Source organism: Pseudomonas eucalypticola, from assembly GCF_013374995.1.
In the GTDB taxonomy this organism is placed as follows: domain Bacteria; phylum Pseudomonadota; class Gammaproteobacteria; order Pseudomonadales; family Pseudomonadaceae; genus Aquipseudomonas; species Aquipseudomonas eucalypticola.
This window is the reverse complement of record NZ_CP056030.1, coordinates 2,999,172-3,015,198: the sequence shown is the minus strand read 5'-3', so window position 1 is coordinate 3,015,198 and position 16,027 is coordinate 2,999,172. Positions and strand designations below refer to the sequence as shown.

The window sequence follows — 16,027 nt, the reverse complement described above, 5'->3', positions numbered from 1 at the left end:
CATTGTTCAAACATTTTATTGCCCAAACCCTGACGAAATTTTCACGTTGCCGCCGCGATAGTTATTTCATTCAATCTGACTTAACTTTTGCCAGAGTATCAAGGCAACGCCCATGAACATCCCTACTCGATCGACTTCGACGCCGCGCTTCAGTATCGCCATGGTCAATTACAAGACCGCCGAACTCACCCGCAACTGCCTGGAACTGCTGCGCGAACAACTCGCAGGCCTGGACGTGCCCGTGTGGGTGGTGGACAACGGTTCCGCCGATGCCAGCACGGCGTACCTGCGCGGCCTGGACTGGATCAACCTCATCGAGCGGGCCCCCGCGGCTGGCGAACCGGGGCATATCGCCCATGGCAAGGCGCTTGACTTGATTCTTGAGCGTATTGATACCGATTATATCCTGCTCATGCATACGGATACATTTATATACAATAATGCAGTATTCCAATTATTACTCAATGAATGCATGCGTGATGAAAACAGGGTCGCAGCCGGTTGCGTGGAGCAACTTGACCGCGGCCTGATTCGCACCGCGTGGCGTTTCACCTCGCGTTATTGCAAACATCACTATCGCCGGCTGGTACGTGCGGTCGGTTTGCCTGGGCGTGATCCAAAACCGTGGAAAGAAGTGTATCTGAAAAGTTTCTGTACCTTGTGGAATGCCAAGGTGATGAAGCAGCGCGGGTTGCACTTCTGCATGGACGACCGGGTGCCCGGCTATACCCTCCAGGACCGCATGGTCGAAGCGGGCCTGACGGTGGCAAGCATTTCGCCCCGCCGCCTGTTCCGTTACCTGGACCACATCCAGGCCGGCACCGTGGCCGCCTGTGGCGGCTATGCCCAGGGGCACCGCCGCACCCGCATGTACGACCACGCCCTGGCGCGGCTGAACAAGGTGGCGAGCTACCCGTGACCGGCGCAGCGGTCGCGGGGCGGTGCGTGCGGCGGGTCTGATACTGCGCCGCGTCGCGACGCGGCCGGGTCCGCTGCTACAGGGCCATGACACAGCCGTGGGGCCGCGCTTGCGCCTGGTGGCACATGGACTAACCTTCTCGCCACTGGCTGCCATGCGCGCTGTTCCTGCCCGGTGAGAGAACGCCCCTTCCATGATCATTTCCGCTTCAACCGATTACCGCGCCGCCGCCCAGCGCAAACTACCTCCCTTCCTTTTTCACTACCTCGATGGCGGCGCCTACGCCGAACGCACCCTGCGGCGTAACGTGGATGACCTGGCCGACATCGCCTTGCGCCAGCGCGTGCTGCGCAACATGTCGGAACTGAACCTGGAAACCCGCCTGTTCGGCGAAACCCTGGCGATGCCGGCTGCCCTGGCCCCCATCGGCCTGGCCGGCATGTTCGCCCGCCGCGGCGAAGTGCAAGCCGCGCAGGCGGCCGAGGCACGGGGCATTCCCTTTACCTTGTCCACCGTGTCGGTATGCCCCATCGAAGAGGTCGCCCCAGCCATCCAGCGGCCCATGTGGTTCCAGCTGTACGTACTCAAGGACCGTGGCTTCATGAAGAACGCCCTCGAGCGTGCGCGCGCCGCCGGCGTCACCACGCTGATCTTCACCGTGGACATGCCGGTGCCGGGTTCCCGCTACCGCGACGCCCATTCGGGCATGAGCGGCCCCAACGCCGCCACCCGGCGCATGCTGCAGGCGGTCACCCACCCGGCTTGGGCGTGGGATGTGGGCCTGCTGGGCCGACCCCATGACCTGGGCAACATCTCCACCTACCGGGGCAACCCCACCGGGCTTGCCGACTACATTGGCTGGCTGGCGAACAACTTCGACCCGTCCATTTCCTGGAAAGACCTGGAATGGATACGCGAATACTGGCAAGGGCCCATGGTGATCAAGGGCATCCTCGACCCCCAGGATGCCCGCGACGCCGTCGCCTTTGGTGCCGACGGCATCGTGGTGTCCAACCATGGCGGCCGCCAGCTCGACGGCGTGCTGTCCAGCGCCCGTGCCCTGCCCGCCATCGCCGACGCGGTGAAAGGCCAGCTGTCGATTCTGGCGGACTCGGGCATCCGCAGCGGCCTGGATATCGTGCGCATGATCGCCTTGGGCGCGGACGCCGTGCTGCTGGGCCGCGCGTTCGTCTACGCACTGGCGGTCGCGGGGGGTGCCGGGGTGCGAAACCTGCTGGAATTGATCGAAAAGGAAATGCGCGTGGCCATGGTGTTGACCGGGGCCAGGTCGGTGCAGGACATTACCCGGGAGTCGTTGGCCTGACCCGCGCTCCCGGGCAGGACCCGGCGGCAAGCCCGCCGGGTCCCTCGCCCACGGCAGCACTCACGCCAGGCGTTTTACCAATGCCCCAGCCACCGCCTCGGAGCTGCCCGGATTCTGGCCGGTGATCAGCAGGCCGTCTTCCACGAGGAACGACTGCCAGTCAGGGCCCTTTTCGTACAATGCACCAAGCTTCTTGAACTCGTCTTCAACCAGGAACGGCACCACGTCGGTCAGGCCAACCCCCGCTTCTTCCGAATTGGTAAAGCCGCTCACGCGCCGGCCCTTGACCAGCGGCTCGCCATTGGCCGCCTTGACGTGGCGCAAAACACCCGGGGCGTGGCACACAAAGGCAATGGGTTTGGCTGCGCGCTCAAAGGCTTCGATCAGGGCGATGGACACCGGCGACTCCGCCAGGTCCCACAACGGGCCGTGGCCACCCGGGTAGAACACGGCATCGAAGTCCTGGGCGTTGACGCTGTCCAGTTTCACGGTGCTGGCCAGGGCCTGCTGAGCGGCAGGATCAGCCTTGAAACGCTGGGTGAATTCGGTCTGAGAGTCCGGTTCGTCACTTTTCGGGTCCAGCGGCGGCTGGCCACCGGCCGGCGAGGCCAGGACGAGATCGGCACCGGCGTCCTTGAAGGTGTAATACGGGGCCGCGAACTCTTCGAGCCAGAAACCGGTTTTGCGGCCGGTGTCGCCCAGTTGGTCGTGTGAGGTCAAAACCATCAGTACTTTCATCGCTGCTTCCTCGCAAAGTGATAAAACGTGGGTTCATGGTAGGACCGAGGTCGCCACCGGACAATGTCGAATCCGCAAGGATTTCGGACATCGATGGCCGAGCACAAAGCCATTGCCAGGGCATTGGGCGTCACCGACAATCGGCCGATTGCCGCCACCCGGAAAGCCGCCATGCACAGCGTTGCCCTCGTCGTCTACCCTAGCTTCCAGCCCCTCGGCCTGTCGGTCGGTTCGGTATTCGAATGCGCCAACCTGCTGCGCGGCGAACCCGCCTACGAGTTCCACTTGGTCTCCGAAACCGGCGGCCCGGTGATGTCGTCCCAGGGGTTCTCGGTGAACACCGTGCCGCTGCGGGCCGAGGGCTATGACTCGCTGATCGTCAGCGGCTACCTGGATTTCCGCCTGCCGGACGCCAGCCTCCCGGCGCGGGTCAAAGCCTCGGCGACGCAATCGCGGCGGGTCGTGGCCTTGTGCATGGGCATCTTCGTGCTGGCTGAAGCCGGGCTGCTGGCCGGCAAGCGTGCGACCACCCACTGGCTGCACGTGCCCACCTTCCGCAAGCGCTACCCGGATATCGACCTCGACGAGGACAAGCTGTTCATCATCGACGGCCAGGTGTGGACCGGCGCCGGCATGAGCGCCAGCCTCGACCTGGCCTTGGCGATGGTGGAAAACGACCTGGGCAGCGACCTGGCCCGGCAGGTAGCGCGCAAGCTGGTCATCGCCCAACGCCGTGGCAGCGAACAGTCGCAGTTGTCCGCCCTGCTGGAACTGGACCCCAAGTCCGACCGCGTGCAACTGGCCCTTGGCTACGCCCGGGAAAACTTGCGCGATGAGCTGTCGGTGGAGTCCCTGGCCGCCGTGGCACGCCTCAGCCCGCGCCAATTCAGCCGGGTGTTTCGCGAAGAAACCGGACGCACACCGGCCAAGGCTATCGAGTCACTGCGGGTAGAGGCCGCCCGCGCCATGATGGAAACCGGCCGCCATCCCGTGGAGGTCATCGCCCGGGAAACCGGCTTTGGGGACCGGGAACGGCTGCGCCAAGCCTTTCTCAGGGCCTTCGGGCAGCCGCCTCAGGCGTTGCAGAAGCATCTGAATGGCGCCCCGCTGCCAAGCATTTAAGAATATTTATGAACATTTGTTCATGAATGGCTTTGCCTGTGTATCAAATACTGACACAATTGAATACAAATGATTCTCAGATGCATTAATTGTGTAGTCGAGCCAGGAAGCCTTCATGTCGCACGTTTTCTCTCAACGCTGTTTCGCCCCTTCCCGCAATCTCTTGGCCATGGCCATGTGCATGTCCGCCCTGGCGCCGGCGCTTGCCGACGAGGCCAGCGAAAAACAGCAGCATGGCCCCGCCACGACCCTGGAACTGGGGGCGACGGCGGTCAGTACCACTGAACTTGGCAGCACTACCGAAGGCTCCGACTCCTACACCACCGGCATCATGTCAACCGCGACAAAATTGCCGCTGTCCCTGCGCGAAACGCCCCAGGCTGTCACGGTGATCACCCGCCAGCGCATGGACGACCAGGCCATGACCAGCATCAACGACGTGGTCCAGGCCACGCCGGGGCTGTTCCTCAATTTTTCCAATGGTCCGGGGAGGCAGTCTTACACATCGCGCGGTTTCGACGTCGACAACCTCATGTACGACGGCATTCCCAGCGGCTACAACGGTGTGTCGGTAGGTGCGCAGCCGAACCTGGCGATGTTCGACCGGGTCGAGGTCGTGCGTGGCGCCACCGGCCTGGTGACCGGTGCCGGCAACCCCTCGGCCGCCATCAACCTGGTGCGCAAGCGGCCGTTGGCCGAACAGGCCCTGACGCTCACCGGTGCGGCCGGCAGCTGGGACGACTACCGCGGCGAAGTAGACGCTTCCAGCCCGCTCAATGATAGCGGTACGCTGCGCGGCCGTGTGGTGGCGTCCTACCGCGACGCCAACAGCTTCATCGATGATGTGCAGGAACGCCACGACCTGTTCTACGCGGTCACCGAGGCCGATCTGAGCGAGGACACCACCCTGACCCTCGGCTTCTCCCACCAGAAGGACAAGACCAATTACTTCTGGGGTTCCGCCATGATCGGCCAGGACGGCCACCACCTCGACCTGCCGCGCTCCTACAACCCCGGCACTCCATGGGAAGACAAGGACCAGGAAATCAACACGGTGTTCGCCGAGGTCCGCCAGCGTCTGGCCAACGACTGGAAGTTGCAGGTCAATGCCAACTACGCCGAGCAGAACGCGCTGTTCTCCGGGTCCTATCAGTCGCGGTGGGTCAACAACACCCTGGCGCGCACGGTGTACCAGGCCGCCTATGACGAGAACCAGGCGGGTATCGACGCATTCGCCAGCGGTCCCTTCGAAGCCTTCGGGCGTACCCATGAACTGGTGGTCGGTGCCAGCAAGCGCATCTACGACATGACGTCCCACGCCTACAGCCCCTACGACATGAACTGGCCGCTCAACGCGGGCAAGCCGAACTTCGTCCATAGCGGCAACACCCGCGACGTCACCACCCAGGACGGCGTGTACATGACCACCCGCCTGAGCCTGGCCGATCCACTCAAGCTCATCCTCGGCGGGCGGCTGGACTGGTATGACTATGACAACCGCGATGGCGACGGCGACTACAAGGTAACCCGCAACGTCACCCGCTATGCCGGCCTGATCTACGACCTGGACGAGCACCACTCGGTCTACGTCAGCTACAGCGACATCTTCACCCCGCAGACGGCCAAGGATACCTCCGGCACCCCGGTAAAACCCATCGTGGGCAAGAACTACGAGGTGGGCATCAAGGGTGAATATTTCGACGGCGCGCTGAACGCGAGCCTCGCGCTGTTTCGCGTCGACCAGCAAAACCGCGCGGTAGCGATCACCGTACCGAACTGCCCGCAGGCCACCTGTTCCGAGGCCTCGGGCGAGGTGCGCAGCCAGGGTGTCGACCTGGAGCTGCAAGGCGCGCTGACCGAGAACTGGCAAGTCGGCGGTGGTTATACCTACGCCCGCGTGCACACCCTCAAGGACGCTGCCAACCCGCAAAACGTGAACCAGCGGTTCGACACGGACGTGCCGGAGCATCTGTTCAAGCTGACCACCCGCTATCAATTCCAGGGCGCCCTGAAAGACCTGCGGGTAGGCGGTACCCTGAGCTGGCAAAGCCGCCTGTACAACGATATCCAAGTGCCCGACGGCAGCGTCCATCGCCTGGAACAAGGTGCCTACGCGGTCACCGACCTGATGGCCGGCTACCGGGTCAATCGGCACCTGGACCTGCAACTCAACGCCAACAACATCTTCGACCGCACGTACTACACCACCATCGCCAATTCGGTGGACTACGGCGGCGACAGTTACGGCACCCCGCGCAACCTGATGATGACGGCGCGCTACAGCTTCTGATGCAGCGCGATGCGCCAGGTGATCATGATCTGAACCCTTGGTGGTGAGCCGCGACACGCCCACAAGCGCGACGCGGCCTCGCGGCCCCTGCTACGCTCACCGTGTCACCTGTCCACAAAAGAAAAAAGGAAGTGCCATGCTGAAAACGACCCGCCCAGCCAACGCCGTTCTATGCGCCCTGACCCTCTGCCTTGGCGCCTGCGCCGCCCCACCGCCCAACCCCGGGCCGGATTTTTCCGTGGTACGTTTCAGCCATGACAACCAGGATGAAGTGCTGGGGCAAAAACTCGACGGCAAGACCACCGAAGACGGCAGGACCTTCCAACTTCCGGCCGGCTCTCACGACCTGGTGGTCATCGTCGAGCGACGTGACCCCAACGGTAAAACGCAGTTCTGCTACGCCAAGATCGAGTACGCGCACTTCAAGGATGGCGAGATATACAACATCCATGAACAGCGCATCGCCGACAAGGTCAGCCTGCAGTTGCGACGCCATCAGGAAGTGCTGGCGACCAACACGGGTGGCATCAACTGCTCGCCTGGCAGTTGATGCCACGGCAAGGCTCATTCGGGGGGAGCTGGTTGGAGGCTTGCACCCCTCGCTGACCAACCAGTTGCCTCCCCCCTCTTGCGAGGTCAGGAGGCGCTGCGATACCGCTCGGCCGGCTGCGCCTGGCGCAGGTCCGACAACAACAGCCGGCGCGCGCCGTCCAGCGCGTCCCAACGCTCGGCCACATGCAGTGGCGGGATGGTCACCAACTCGCGCCGGTCATAGCCTGTCAGCGCCGCATCTACCAGGTCGCCGACCTCCATCACTTCCGGCAGTGCATCGATGTCCATGCCCGAGCGTTCCCAGATCTCGGTGCGGGTAGCCGCTGGCAGCACCGCCTGGACATAGACCCCCCTGGGCCCCAGTTCCAGGTGCAAGCCTTGAGAGAGGAAGAGCACGTAAGCCTTGCTCGCCCCATACACGGCCATGTTCAGCTCCGGGGCCAAGCCCACCACCGAACCAATGTTGACGATGGCACCCTTGCCCGCTTCGGCAAGCCGAGGGGCGATCGCCGCTGCCAGACGCGTCAACGCCGTGATGTTGAGGCCGACCAGGCCATCGATGCTGGCGGCGGTCTGTTGCAGGAAGCCACCGGGCTGGCCCACGCCAGCGTTGTTGACCAGCACGCCGATACGCGTGTCCTCGCGCAGGCGCTGCTCCACCCTGGCCAAGTCGTCGGGTTGGGTGAGGTCGGCCTGGACGACGTCGACGCGGATGCCATTTGCTTCACGCAGTCGCGCGGCGAGCTCATCGAGGCGCGTCTGGTCACGGGCCACCAACACCAGGTCATGGCCCCTTGCGGCGAACCGCTCGGCATAGGTGGCGCCAATGCCGCTTGAAGCGCCGGTGATCAGAACCGCGGGAAGCTTGCTCATAGGTAGTGCTCCGAATGGACCATGGGGGACGGGAGGACCTTATGATGATGACCGAAATCTAAAGCGTCAAGCATTTTGATGCTGACCGACATCAATGTATGATGAGCACTTCCAGGCACTAATTTCGTGGGTGTGAACATGAAGGTCAGCAAAGCGCAGGTGCAGGCGAACCGCGCCCATATCGTCGAAACCGCCGCCGCCCTGTTCCGCGAACGTGGCTACGACGGTGTGAGTGTGGCCGACTTGATGAACGCGGCCGGTTTCACCCACGGTGGTTTCTACAAGCACTTTACCTCCAAGGCGGCCTTGATGACCGAGGCCGCTGCCTGTGGCATCGCGCAGATGGAGGCCCGCACCTCACAGGCCGAACGCAGCGCCCTGGTGCGCCAGTACCTGTCGCGCGAGCACCGTGATGCTCCGGGGGGTGGTTGCGTGATGGCCGCGCTGTCCGCTGATGCCGGTCGCCAGCCAGACGAGGTCAGGCAAGTGTTTGCCGACGGCATTGAACGCCAGCTGGCGGCGGTGGCCGAAACGGGCGGGCCGCAAGCACGCGCCAGGCGGATCGACGCCATGGCGCAGTTGGTGGGTGCGGTGATGCTGTCAAGGGCGTGCCCGGACGATTCGCCGCTGGCTGATGAAATCCTGCAAGCGTGCTGTGCCGCGGCGTTGGCGAGGTTGGCGCAAGCCTGACGCCTTCCACAGGGCCGGGCTTGCGAAAGCGACACCGCGCACCGCCCTGCCCCCGCGCTACCCGCTTCCCGAGTTGGCAACGTGGCGCCTGGCCGTGCGCGGTCCACTGTGGGACCGGGCGAAGCTCGGGAAGGCAGCACCGCGTATATCCTGCCCACCGCGCCGCCCGCTTCCCGAGCTGGCGCCCGGTCCCACAGGCGCAACGCGGCGCCTGGCCGTGCGCGATCCACTGTGGGACCGGACGAAGCTCGGGAAGGCAGCACCGCGTATATCCCTGCTTACCACGCTGCCCGCTTCCCGAGCTGGCGCCCGGTCCCACAGGGGCAACGTGGCGCTTGGCCGTGCGCGGTCCACTGTGGGACCGGGCGAAGCTCGGGAAGGCAGCACCGCGTATATCCCTGCCCACCGCGCTGCCCGCTTCCCGAGCTTGCGCCCGGTCCCACAGGGGCAACGTGGCGCTTGGCCGTGCGCGGTCCACTGTGGGACCGGGCGAAGCTCGGGAAGGCAGCACCGCGTATATCCCTGCCCACCGCGCCGCCCGCTTCCCGAGCTGGCGCCCGGTCCCACAGGGGCAACTGGCGCCTGGCCGTGCGCGGTCCACTGTGGGACCGGGCGAAGCTCGGGAAGGTAGCACCGCGTATATCCCTGCCTACCGCGCCGCCCGCTTCCCGAGCTGGCGCCCGGTCCCACAGGGGCAACGTGGCGCCTGGCCGTGCGCGGTCCACTGTGGGACCGGGCGAAGCTCGGGAAGGTAGCACCGCGTATATCCCTGCCTACCGCGCCGCCCGCTTCCCGAGCTGGCGCCCGGTCCCACAGGGGCGCGCCGTGGCTGGGCCTGCGGCGTTGCTTGTGATCAATGTTCCGGCGCCACCATGCGAAAACGGATCTCGATGTCGTCCGACACGACTGTGTCGGCCCACTCCCCCGTGCCCACGCTGAACGCGCTGCGCTGGACCACCAGCTCACCCTCGAAGATGCCGATGCCGCCTTGCGACTTGAGCTGCACCGGTACGCTGACTTCACGGGTGACGCCGCGTACGGTGAGGTTGCCCGTGATCTGATAACGATCATCGCCCAACGCGTCCACTCGGCTGGATTCAAACGTCGCTACCGGGTAAGCCGCAGTGTCGAACCACGCAGGGGTTTGCAGTTGGCGATTGGCGTCGTCACTGCCCGCGTCGATACTCTTGAGTTCGATGGCCAGCGCCGCGTGCGCCGCTTGGGGGCGGGCGGTGTCGAAATCCAGGGTGCCAACGAAGGTAGCGAAGGTGCCGTAGACGCGCGAACCCATCTGTTGGTAGGTAAAGCTCAGCGTGCTGGCCGCGGGGTTGACCTGGGTGTACGCAGCCGCTTCCAGGCCAGGCGCGCCGGTGAGCGCCAGGGTGGCAACGACACTTGCACGCAGTGATCGAAGGTTCATGCATCGCTCCCGGGTGGGCCCGCCAGGGGGCACCGCCACCTGCCCACTATAGCCCCTGGACGATTGCCATGCCGACTGGCCCACCTGTATAACGGCAGCGGTTTGCAACGAACCGTCCACCGCAGGGAGCATTGAAGTTGATCAAGGATATCGATCTGCTCGAACAGATCATGGCGCGTCACGCCGACTGCCTGGGCAGCGATCTGCACGGGTACCGCAACCACGTTTACCGGGTCGTCAACCTGTGCTGCCTGCAGGCGCCGTTGACGCCAGCGCAGCAGGAGCAGGTAGTCATCGCCGCGGCCTTCCACGACCTGGGTATATGGACGGCCAGAACTTTCGATTACCTGGCGCCGTCACGGCAACTGGCAACCGCGTTCCTGGCCGAACACGGCCAGCCGGCTTGGGCGCACGACGTGCTACCGATGATCGATGACCATCACCGGATCAGCGCAACTGGCGCCCCCGACCAATTACCGGAGATCTTTCGGCGCGCCGACTGTATTGATGTTTCACTGGGCCTGATCACGTTCGGCCTCGACAGGGCCCAGGTGCGAGCCGTGCGCCGCGCCTTCCCCAACGCCGGCTTTCACCGGCGCCTGGTGGCCCTGTCAGCCAAGCGCCTGCTGACGCACCCGCTCGACCCTTTACCGATGCTGAAGCGCTAGGGACGGCGTCTATCAGCTTGCCAGGCCTGCGGCCCGAGCGCGCGCCGCATGCAGCTTCCGGTAGCTTTCGATCAAGCGCTGATGGCGGTCCAGCCCTTCCAGTTTCATGCTGGTGGGCGTCAGCCCGTAGAACCGCACAGTGCCTTGCACCGAACCCACCACTGCATCCATGCGCACGTCACCGAACATGCGGCGGAAGTTGACCTCGTAGTCGGCCATGTCCAAGTCGCTGTCCAGTTCCACTTCCAGCGCCACGTTCAAGGCCTGGTAGAACAAGCCTCGCTCCACGGTGTTGTCGTTGTACTGCAGGAACATTTCCACCAGTTCCTTGGCTTCATCGTAATGCTTGAGCGCCAGGTGGATCAGCAGCTTCAGCTCCATGACAGTCAACTGGCCCCACGCGGTGTTGTCGTCGAACTCGATACCGATCAGCGTGGTGATATCGGTGTACTCGTCCAGCTCACTCTCTTCCAGGCGTTCAACCAGCGCCTGCAGTTCATCGTCGTCCAGGCGGTGCAGGTTGAGGATATCCTCACGGAAGAACAGCGCCTTGTTGGTGTTGTCCCAGATCAGGTCATCGACCGGGTAGATCTCCGAATAGTCAGGCACCAGGATGCGGCAACCAGTGGCGCCCAACTGGTCGTAGACCGCCATGTAGACTTCCTTGCCCAGGCCTTCGAGGATGCCCATCAGCGTCTGGACTTCCTCGGCGTTGGAGTCTTCGCCTTTGCCGGAGAAATCCCATTCAACGAATTCGAAGTTCGACCTGGCGCTGAAGAAACGCCACGACACCACGCCGCTGGAGTCGATGAAGTGCTCGACGAAGTTGTTCGGTTCCATCAACGCCTGGCTTTCGAAGGTCGGCTGCGGCAGGTCGTTCAGGCCCTCGAAGCTGCGGCCCTGGAGCAGCTCGGTGAGGCTGCGCTCCAGCGCCACTTCGAAGCTTGGGTGAGCGCCGAACGAAGCAAACACCCCACCCGTGCGCGGGTTCATCAAGGTCACGCACATCACCGGGAATTGACCGCCCAACGATGCATCCTTTACCAGCACCGGGAAGCCCTGCTCTTCCAGGCCCTGGATGCCGGCCAGAATCCCCGGGTACTTGGCCAGTACCTCCTGAGGCACATCGGGCAGGGTGATCTCGCCTTCGAGAATCTCGCGCTTCACGGCCCGTTCGAAAATCTCCGACAGGCACTGCACCTGGGCTTCAGCCAGGGTGTTGCCGGCGCTCATGCCGTTGCTCAGGTACAGGTTCTCGATCAGGTTGGAGGGGAAATACACCACCTCACCGTCCGACTGGCGCACGAACGGCAGCGAGCAGATACCCCGCGCCTCGTTGCCCGAGTTGGTGTCGATCAGGTGCGAGCCGCGCAGTTCACCGTCGGGGTTGTAGATGCCCAGGCAATACTCGTCGAGAATCTCCTGGGGCAGCGCGTCCTTGCGGCCCGGCTTGAACCAGCGCTCGTCGGGGTAATGCACGAACGCCGCGTTGGCGATGTCTTCACCCCAGAACTGGTCGTTGTAGAAAAAGTTGCAGTTCAGGCGTTCGATGAATTCACCCAGGGCCGATGCCAACGCACCTTCCTTGGTGGCGCCCTTGCCGTTGGTGAAGCACATCGGCGATTGGGCGTCGCGGATGTGCAGCGACCATACGTTGGGCACGATATTGCGCCAGGAGGCGATCTCGATCTTCATGCCCAGGTCGGCCAGCAGCCCCGACAGGTTGGCGATGGTCTGTTCCAGCGGCAGGTCCTTGCCAGCGATATAGGTGCTGGCCTGGGGATCGGCGTTCAGCATCAGCAGCGCCTGGGCATCGGCGTCGAGGTTCGCCACGTCCTCGATGACGAATTCCGGGCCCGTCTGTACCACTTTCTTGACGGTGCAGCGGTCAATGGAGCGCAAGATACCCTGGCGGTCCTTGGCGGAGATGTCGGCCGGCAGTTCGACCTGGATCTTGAAAATCTGGTTATAACGGTTTTCCGGGTCGACGATATTGTTCTGTGACAACCGGATATTATCGGTAGAAATATTGCGGGTCTGACAATACAACTTTACAAAGTAAGCCGCGCACAGGGCCGAGGAGGCCAGGAAATAATCAAACGGCCCCGGTGCAGAGCCGTCGCCCTTATAACGGATCGGCTGATCGGCCACCACCGTGAAGTCATCAAACTTGGCTTCAAGCCGGAGGTTGTCGAGAAAGTTGACCTTGATTTCCATGCGGGGATTACCATAAGCGAGCGAAACAAAATGGCGCGCATTATCCGGGTTTTCTCGGGCGAAGTCTCGCGCTTTCGCGCAGCGCCAGCCCGTCAGCCTTCCAGGGGCATGAGCGCCTGGCGCCGGCGCCATTCGTCCCCCCCTTGCAACCTCGGCGTCACCTGCTAGTGTCTATTCGCGGCACCTCAAGCAGTGGAACGTCCGCATTTTCTATAACGGCCTGGAGCCCGTCATGGACAAACTTGCGACGTCCACTGCCTTCATGTTCGGCTGGGCATTGTGCAATGGCCAATACGCCGTTGCTGATAACGCCGAAACAGCCAACAAGAGCAACAACCCGCTTAACCTGGCGCCTGGGCTGAATATTCAGGATTATTACACCCCCGAACTTTTCGGCAGTGACAAGCACACTAACGATACTCTCTTGCGTGGCACTTTGCCCGTTGCTCCGGGTGATCTCATCGGTGTTCCGCAATTGCTGCGCGCCACGCTGCCGATCAGTACCCGCCCCGACCCCCAGGGCGGTTACAGCACCGGTAAGTGCGCCTGACGCTGGTGCAGTATCACCTTGAGCAAGGCCACAGTGACCAAGCGGCTCGCCTGCAAGCCGAACTGGCGGCTATCAACCCCGACGACCCGGCCCTCGTCGCGCCGGCCCGGCCATGAGCGCGCACCGGCATCCCTGCGGCTCGGGTGATTCAGGCGAAGCCACCGTTGGCCCGTACGACCTGGCCATTCACCCAACCGCCGTCGGCTCCCGCCAGAAACGCTACCACGCTGGCGATATCCTCGGGTTCACCCAGCCGCTCCAATGGCGCCGCACGACTCAACTGGGCGATCTGCTCTGCGCTCTTGCCTTCCAGGAACAATTCGGTCCCCACGGGGCCGGGGGCCACGGCATTGACACTGATGCGCCGGCCCCGCACCTCGTTGGCGAGCACCCGCACCAGCCCCTCCACACCCGCTTTGGACGCAATGTAGGGCCCATACTGCGCAAATGATTTGGCGATCACGCTGCTGGAAAGGGCGATCACCCGGCCACCGTCGCGCACATGCCGCCCCGCCTCGGCCAGCACCAGAAACGCCCCGCGCAGGTTGACCTTCAGCATCTGGTCGAAGGCATCAAGGCTGTCAGGGGCGATCGGCGCCATCGCCATTACGCCGGCACTGTGTACCACCACATCGACGCCACCGAACGCCTCCAAGGTGCTGGCGAACAGGCGTCGCACATCATCGGGCTGGCTGACATCGGCCTGTATGGCCACCGCCCGGCCGCCGCTGGCCTGGATGGCGGCAACGACCTCCTGCGCCTTCGTCGCATTGCCGGCGTAATTGACGGCCACCTGGAAACCGTCGGCGGCCAGCCGCATGGCAATGGCGCGGCCTATTCCCCGGGAGGCCCCGGTGACGATGGCGGAACGGGTTGGCTGGTTCATGCTGCGATCCTCTGATATGGGTCGGTCCATCATGGCAATTGACGCCAGGCGAATAAATGCGCTGTGATGGGTTTGTCTGTTCAATGAACACCAACAATCGGAAGCCTCCTCCATGGACCGTTTCGACGCCATGCAGCTGTTCACCCGCATCGTCGAGCTGGGCAGTTTCACCGAAGCGGCCAGCGCCCTGACCGTGCCCCGCGCCACGGCCACCCACGCCATCAAGCAGCTTGAGCAGCGTCTGGGCGCGCGGCTGCTGGACCGCACCACCCGCCACGTGAGCCCTACCCTGGACGGCCTGGCGTTCTACGACCGCTGCAAACGCTTGCTGGCCGACCTGGAAGACGCCGAGACGGCCCTCAGCACCCAGGTCGGCAACCCGCACGGCACCTTGCGCCTGGACCTTCACGGCGCCCATGCCACGGCAATCATCCTGCCGTGCATCAGTGAGTTTCGCGCACGCTACCCGCACATCGACCTGGTGATCAGCAGCGGCGACCGCCTGGTCGATCTGGTCAAGGAAGGCATCGACTGCGTGATCCGCGCTGGCCAGCCGGGAGATTCGTCGCTGGTAGCGCGGAAACTCGCCGACATGCCGCAGATCATCTGCGCCAGCCCGCAGTACCTGCGTGAGCACGGCGAACCCCGTCACCCGGCCGAGCTGGAGGGGCACGCGGGTATCGGCTTCTTTTCCCGGGGACACGAGCACCGGTATCCCTTCACCGTCGTCATCGAAGGGGTTGTCAGCGAATTCCAGGCCAGCGGCTGGATCACCGTGAGCGACTCGGAATGCTACCTGGCGGCCGCGCTGGCCGGTTGCGGGTTGATCCAGGTACCACGCTTCCGGCTGGAAGACCACCTCAAGGCTGGCCGCCTGGTGCAGGTGCTGCCGCAGTGGGCCTGCCCGGACCTGCCCGTGTCGGCGATGTACCCCTTTCATCGCCAGCTGTCACCGCGGGTCAGGGTATTCATCGACTGGGCGCGGGAACTGTACACCGAGCGATTCGGCGTGCTGGTCCCGCTCGGCGAATGACGTTGCTCACCTTTGCTGGACGGCTTGCATCAATGAAGGTGATAAGCGGAATCTGCTTATTCGATTACGTTTTAGCCGACGCCTTTCTTACACTGCCCACTTCTTCCCTCACGCGGTCTGCCGACATGAATGTCCACCTCACCCTCGCCGCTATTCTGGTGTTGTTCTTTTCCGTTGCACTGGTCCACGTGTAGGCGCGGTGAGGTGCGTGGCGGCCTTGACGCGGCCAGGTCCGCGGCTACGGGCCTGCGCTCATCCGGTTTTCGGGCTTGGCACCGCCCGCCCGTTGGGGCTATGGTGCCGGCCTTCGATACGCCAACACGGAGTGCCCCATGGCCAACAGCGACCTGACCTTTCTGCCCGACCCTGACGCCGAGTCCATTTCTTCCGACGTGGCCGCTTTCAACGGCATCCTGGTCTCTACCCAGATCCCCACCCGCGCCGACGGCAGCCTGGAACTGGGCAGCATCACGGCGCAGAGCGAATGCACCCTGCAGGCGCTGAAAGTGGCGCTGGAGCGCGCTGGCAGTTCCCTGGACCGGGTGATGCACCTGACCATCTACCTGACCGACATGGCTGACCGCGCGGCGTTCAACCAGGTGTACCAGCGTTTCTTCGCCAAACCCTGGCCGGTACGCGCGGCTGTTGGCGTGGCGTCGCTGGCGGTGGAAGGCATGCGCGTTGAAGTGACCGCGATGGCGGCCCAAGGCTGAACAAGCACCTGTAGCGAGCGGGCCTGGCCGCT

Annotated in this window: 15 protein-coding genes and 1 pseudogene; 11 read left to right on the top strand and 5 right to left on the bottom strand. The window is 63.7% G+C overall.

What is annotated here, in order from left to right; genetic code table 11:
* Window positions 1–112 precede the first annotated feature (112 nt).
* Complete coding sequence (locus HWQ56_RS13520; protein WP_158154886.1) at window positions 113–919, top strand: glycosyltransferase family 2 protein; 807 nt, start codon at window positions 113–115, stop codon at window positions 917–919.
* Between the two features lie 193 nt (window positions 920–1,112).
* Window positions 1,113–2,243, top strand: a complete 1,131-nt coding sequence (lldD, locus tag HWQ56_RS13515) for an FMN-dependent L-lactate dehydrogenase LldD (protein ID WP_158154885.1) — start codon at window positions 1,113–1,115, stop codon at window positions 2,241–2,243.
* A gap of 60 nt (window positions 2,244–2,303) precedes the next feature.
* Here the strand turns inward: lldD and HWQ56_RS13510 are convergent, their stop codons facing one another.
* Window positions 2,304–2,981, bottom strand: a complete 678-nt coding sequence (locus tag HWQ56_RS13510; protein ID WP_158154884.1) for a type 1 glutamine amidotransferase domain-containing protein — start codon at window positions 2,979–2,981, stop codon at window positions 2,304–2,306.
* 171 nt (window positions 2,982–3,152) lie between these two features.
* On the opposite strand from HWQ56_RS13510, the gene HWQ56_RS13505 reads away from it, so the two are divergent.
* The 3 genes from HWQ56_RS13505 to HWQ56_RS13495 all read left to right on the top strand — a co-directional run bounded on the left by HWQ56_RS13505 (window position 3,153) and on the right by HWQ56_RS13495 (window position 6,943).
* Window positions 3,153–4,103 carry a GlxA family transcriptional regulator gene (locus HWQ56_RS13505; RefSeq protein WP_158154916.1) on the top strand — a complete coding sequence of 317 codons (951 nt, stop codon included), beginning with the start codon at window positions 3,153–3,155 and terminating at the stop codon, window positions 4,101–4,103.
* A 115-nt stretch (window positions 4,104–4,218) separates the two neighbouring features.
* Window positions 4,219–6,393: a TonB-dependent siderophore receptor gene (locus HWQ56_RS13500; protein ID WP_176570812.1), complete on the top strand. Its 2,175-nt coding sequence runs from the start codon at window positions 4,219–4,221 to the stop codon at window positions 6,391–6,393.
* A gap of 136 nt (window positions 6,394–6,529) precedes the next feature.
* Window positions 6,530–6,943 carry a PA0061/PA0062 family lipoprotein gene (locus HWQ56_RS13495; protein ID WP_158154882.1) on the top strand — a complete coding sequence of 138 codons (414 nt, stop codon included), beginning with the start codon at window positions 6,530–6,532 and terminating at the stop codon, window positions 6,941–6,943.
* An 86-nt stretch (window positions 6,944–7,029) separates the two neighbouring features.
* Here HWQ56_RS13495 and HWQ56_RS13490 read toward each other — a convergent pair whose 3' ends face one another.
* Window positions 7,030–7,818 (bottom strand): SDR family NAD(P)-dependent oxidoreductase, encoded by a 789-nt coding sequence (locus HWQ56_RS13490; protein ID WP_176570811.1) that lies wholly within the window; start codon window positions 7,816–7,818, stop codon window positions 7,030–7,032.
* A 138-nt stretch (window positions 7,819–7,956) separates the two neighbouring features.
* Here HWQ56_RS13490 and HWQ56_RS13485 point away from each other — a divergent pair, with 138 nt between their 5' ends.
* Window positions 7,957–8,508: a TetR/AcrR family transcriptional regulator gene (locus HWQ56_RS13485; RefSeq protein ID WP_176570810.1), complete on the top strand. Its 552-nt coding sequence runs from the start codon at window positions 7,957–7,959 to the stop codon at window positions 8,506–8,508.
* Between the two features lie 853 nt (window positions 8,509–9,361).
* Here HWQ56_RS13485 and HWQ56_RS13480 read toward each other — a convergent pair.
* A complete protein-coding gene (locus HWQ56_RS13480; protein ID WP_176570809.1) occupies window positions 9,362–9,928 on the bottom strand; it encodes a YceI family protein in 567 nt (188 codons plus the stop codon).
* Window positions 9,929–10,065: 137 nt separating this feature from the next.
* Here HWQ56_RS13480 and HWQ56_RS13475 point away from each other — a divergent pair, with 137 nt between their 5' ends.
* Window positions 10,066–10,596, top strand: a complete 531-nt coding sequence (locus HWQ56_RS13475) for a hypothetical protein (protein ID WP_245217856.1) — start codon at window positions 10,066–10,068, stop codon at window positions 10,594–10,596.
* 12 nt (window positions 10,597–10,608) lie between these two features.
* Here HWQ56_RS13475 and HWQ56_RS13470 read toward each other — a convergent pair whose 3' ends face one another.
* Window positions 10,609–12,813, bottom strand: coding sequence for an OsmC domain/YcaO domain-containing protein (locus HWQ56_RS13470; protein WP_176570808.1), 2,205 nt, complete (start codon window positions 12,811–12,813; stop codon window positions 10,609–10,611).
* 262 nt (window positions 12,814–13,075) lie between these two features.
* Between HWQ56_RS13470 and HWQ56_RS13465 the strand changes: the two are divergent.
* Window positions 13,076–13,351, top strand: a pseudogene (locus HWQ56_RS13465) (hypothetical protein); the annotation flags it as partial.
* Between the two features lie 2 nt (window positions 13,352–13,353).
* On the top strand, window positions 13,354–13,479 hold the full coding sequence (locus HWQ56_RS29245) for a hypothetical protein (protein ID WP_280634427.1): 126 nt from the start codon (window positions 13,354–13,356) through the stop codon (window positions 13,477–13,479).
* 32 nt (window positions 13,480–13,511) lie between these two features.
* Here the strand turns inward: HWQ56_RS29245 and HWQ56_RS13460 are convergent, their stop codons facing one another.
* Window positions 13,512–14,249: an SDR family oxidoreductase gene (locus HWQ56_RS13460; RefSeq protein WP_176570807.1), complete on the bottom strand. Its 738-nt coding sequence runs from the start codon at window positions 14,247–14,249 to the stop codon at window positions 13,512–13,514.
* A gap of 112 nt (window positions 14,250–14,361) precedes the next feature.
* Here HWQ56_RS13460 and HWQ56_RS13455 point away from each other — a divergent pair, with 112 nt between their 5' ends.
* A complete protein-coding gene (locus HWQ56_RS13455) occupies window positions 14,362–15,282 on the top strand; it encodes a LysR family transcriptional regulator (RefSeq protein ID WP_176570806.1) in 921 nt (306 codons plus the stop codon).
* Window positions 15,283–15,614: 332 nt separating this feature from the next.
* A complete protein-coding gene (locus HWQ56_RS13450) occupies window positions 15,615–15,995 on the top strand; it encodes a RidA family protein (protein WP_158158536.1) in 381 nt (126 codons plus the stop codon).
* The last annotated feature ends 32 nt before the right edge of the window (window positions 15,996–16,027 follow it).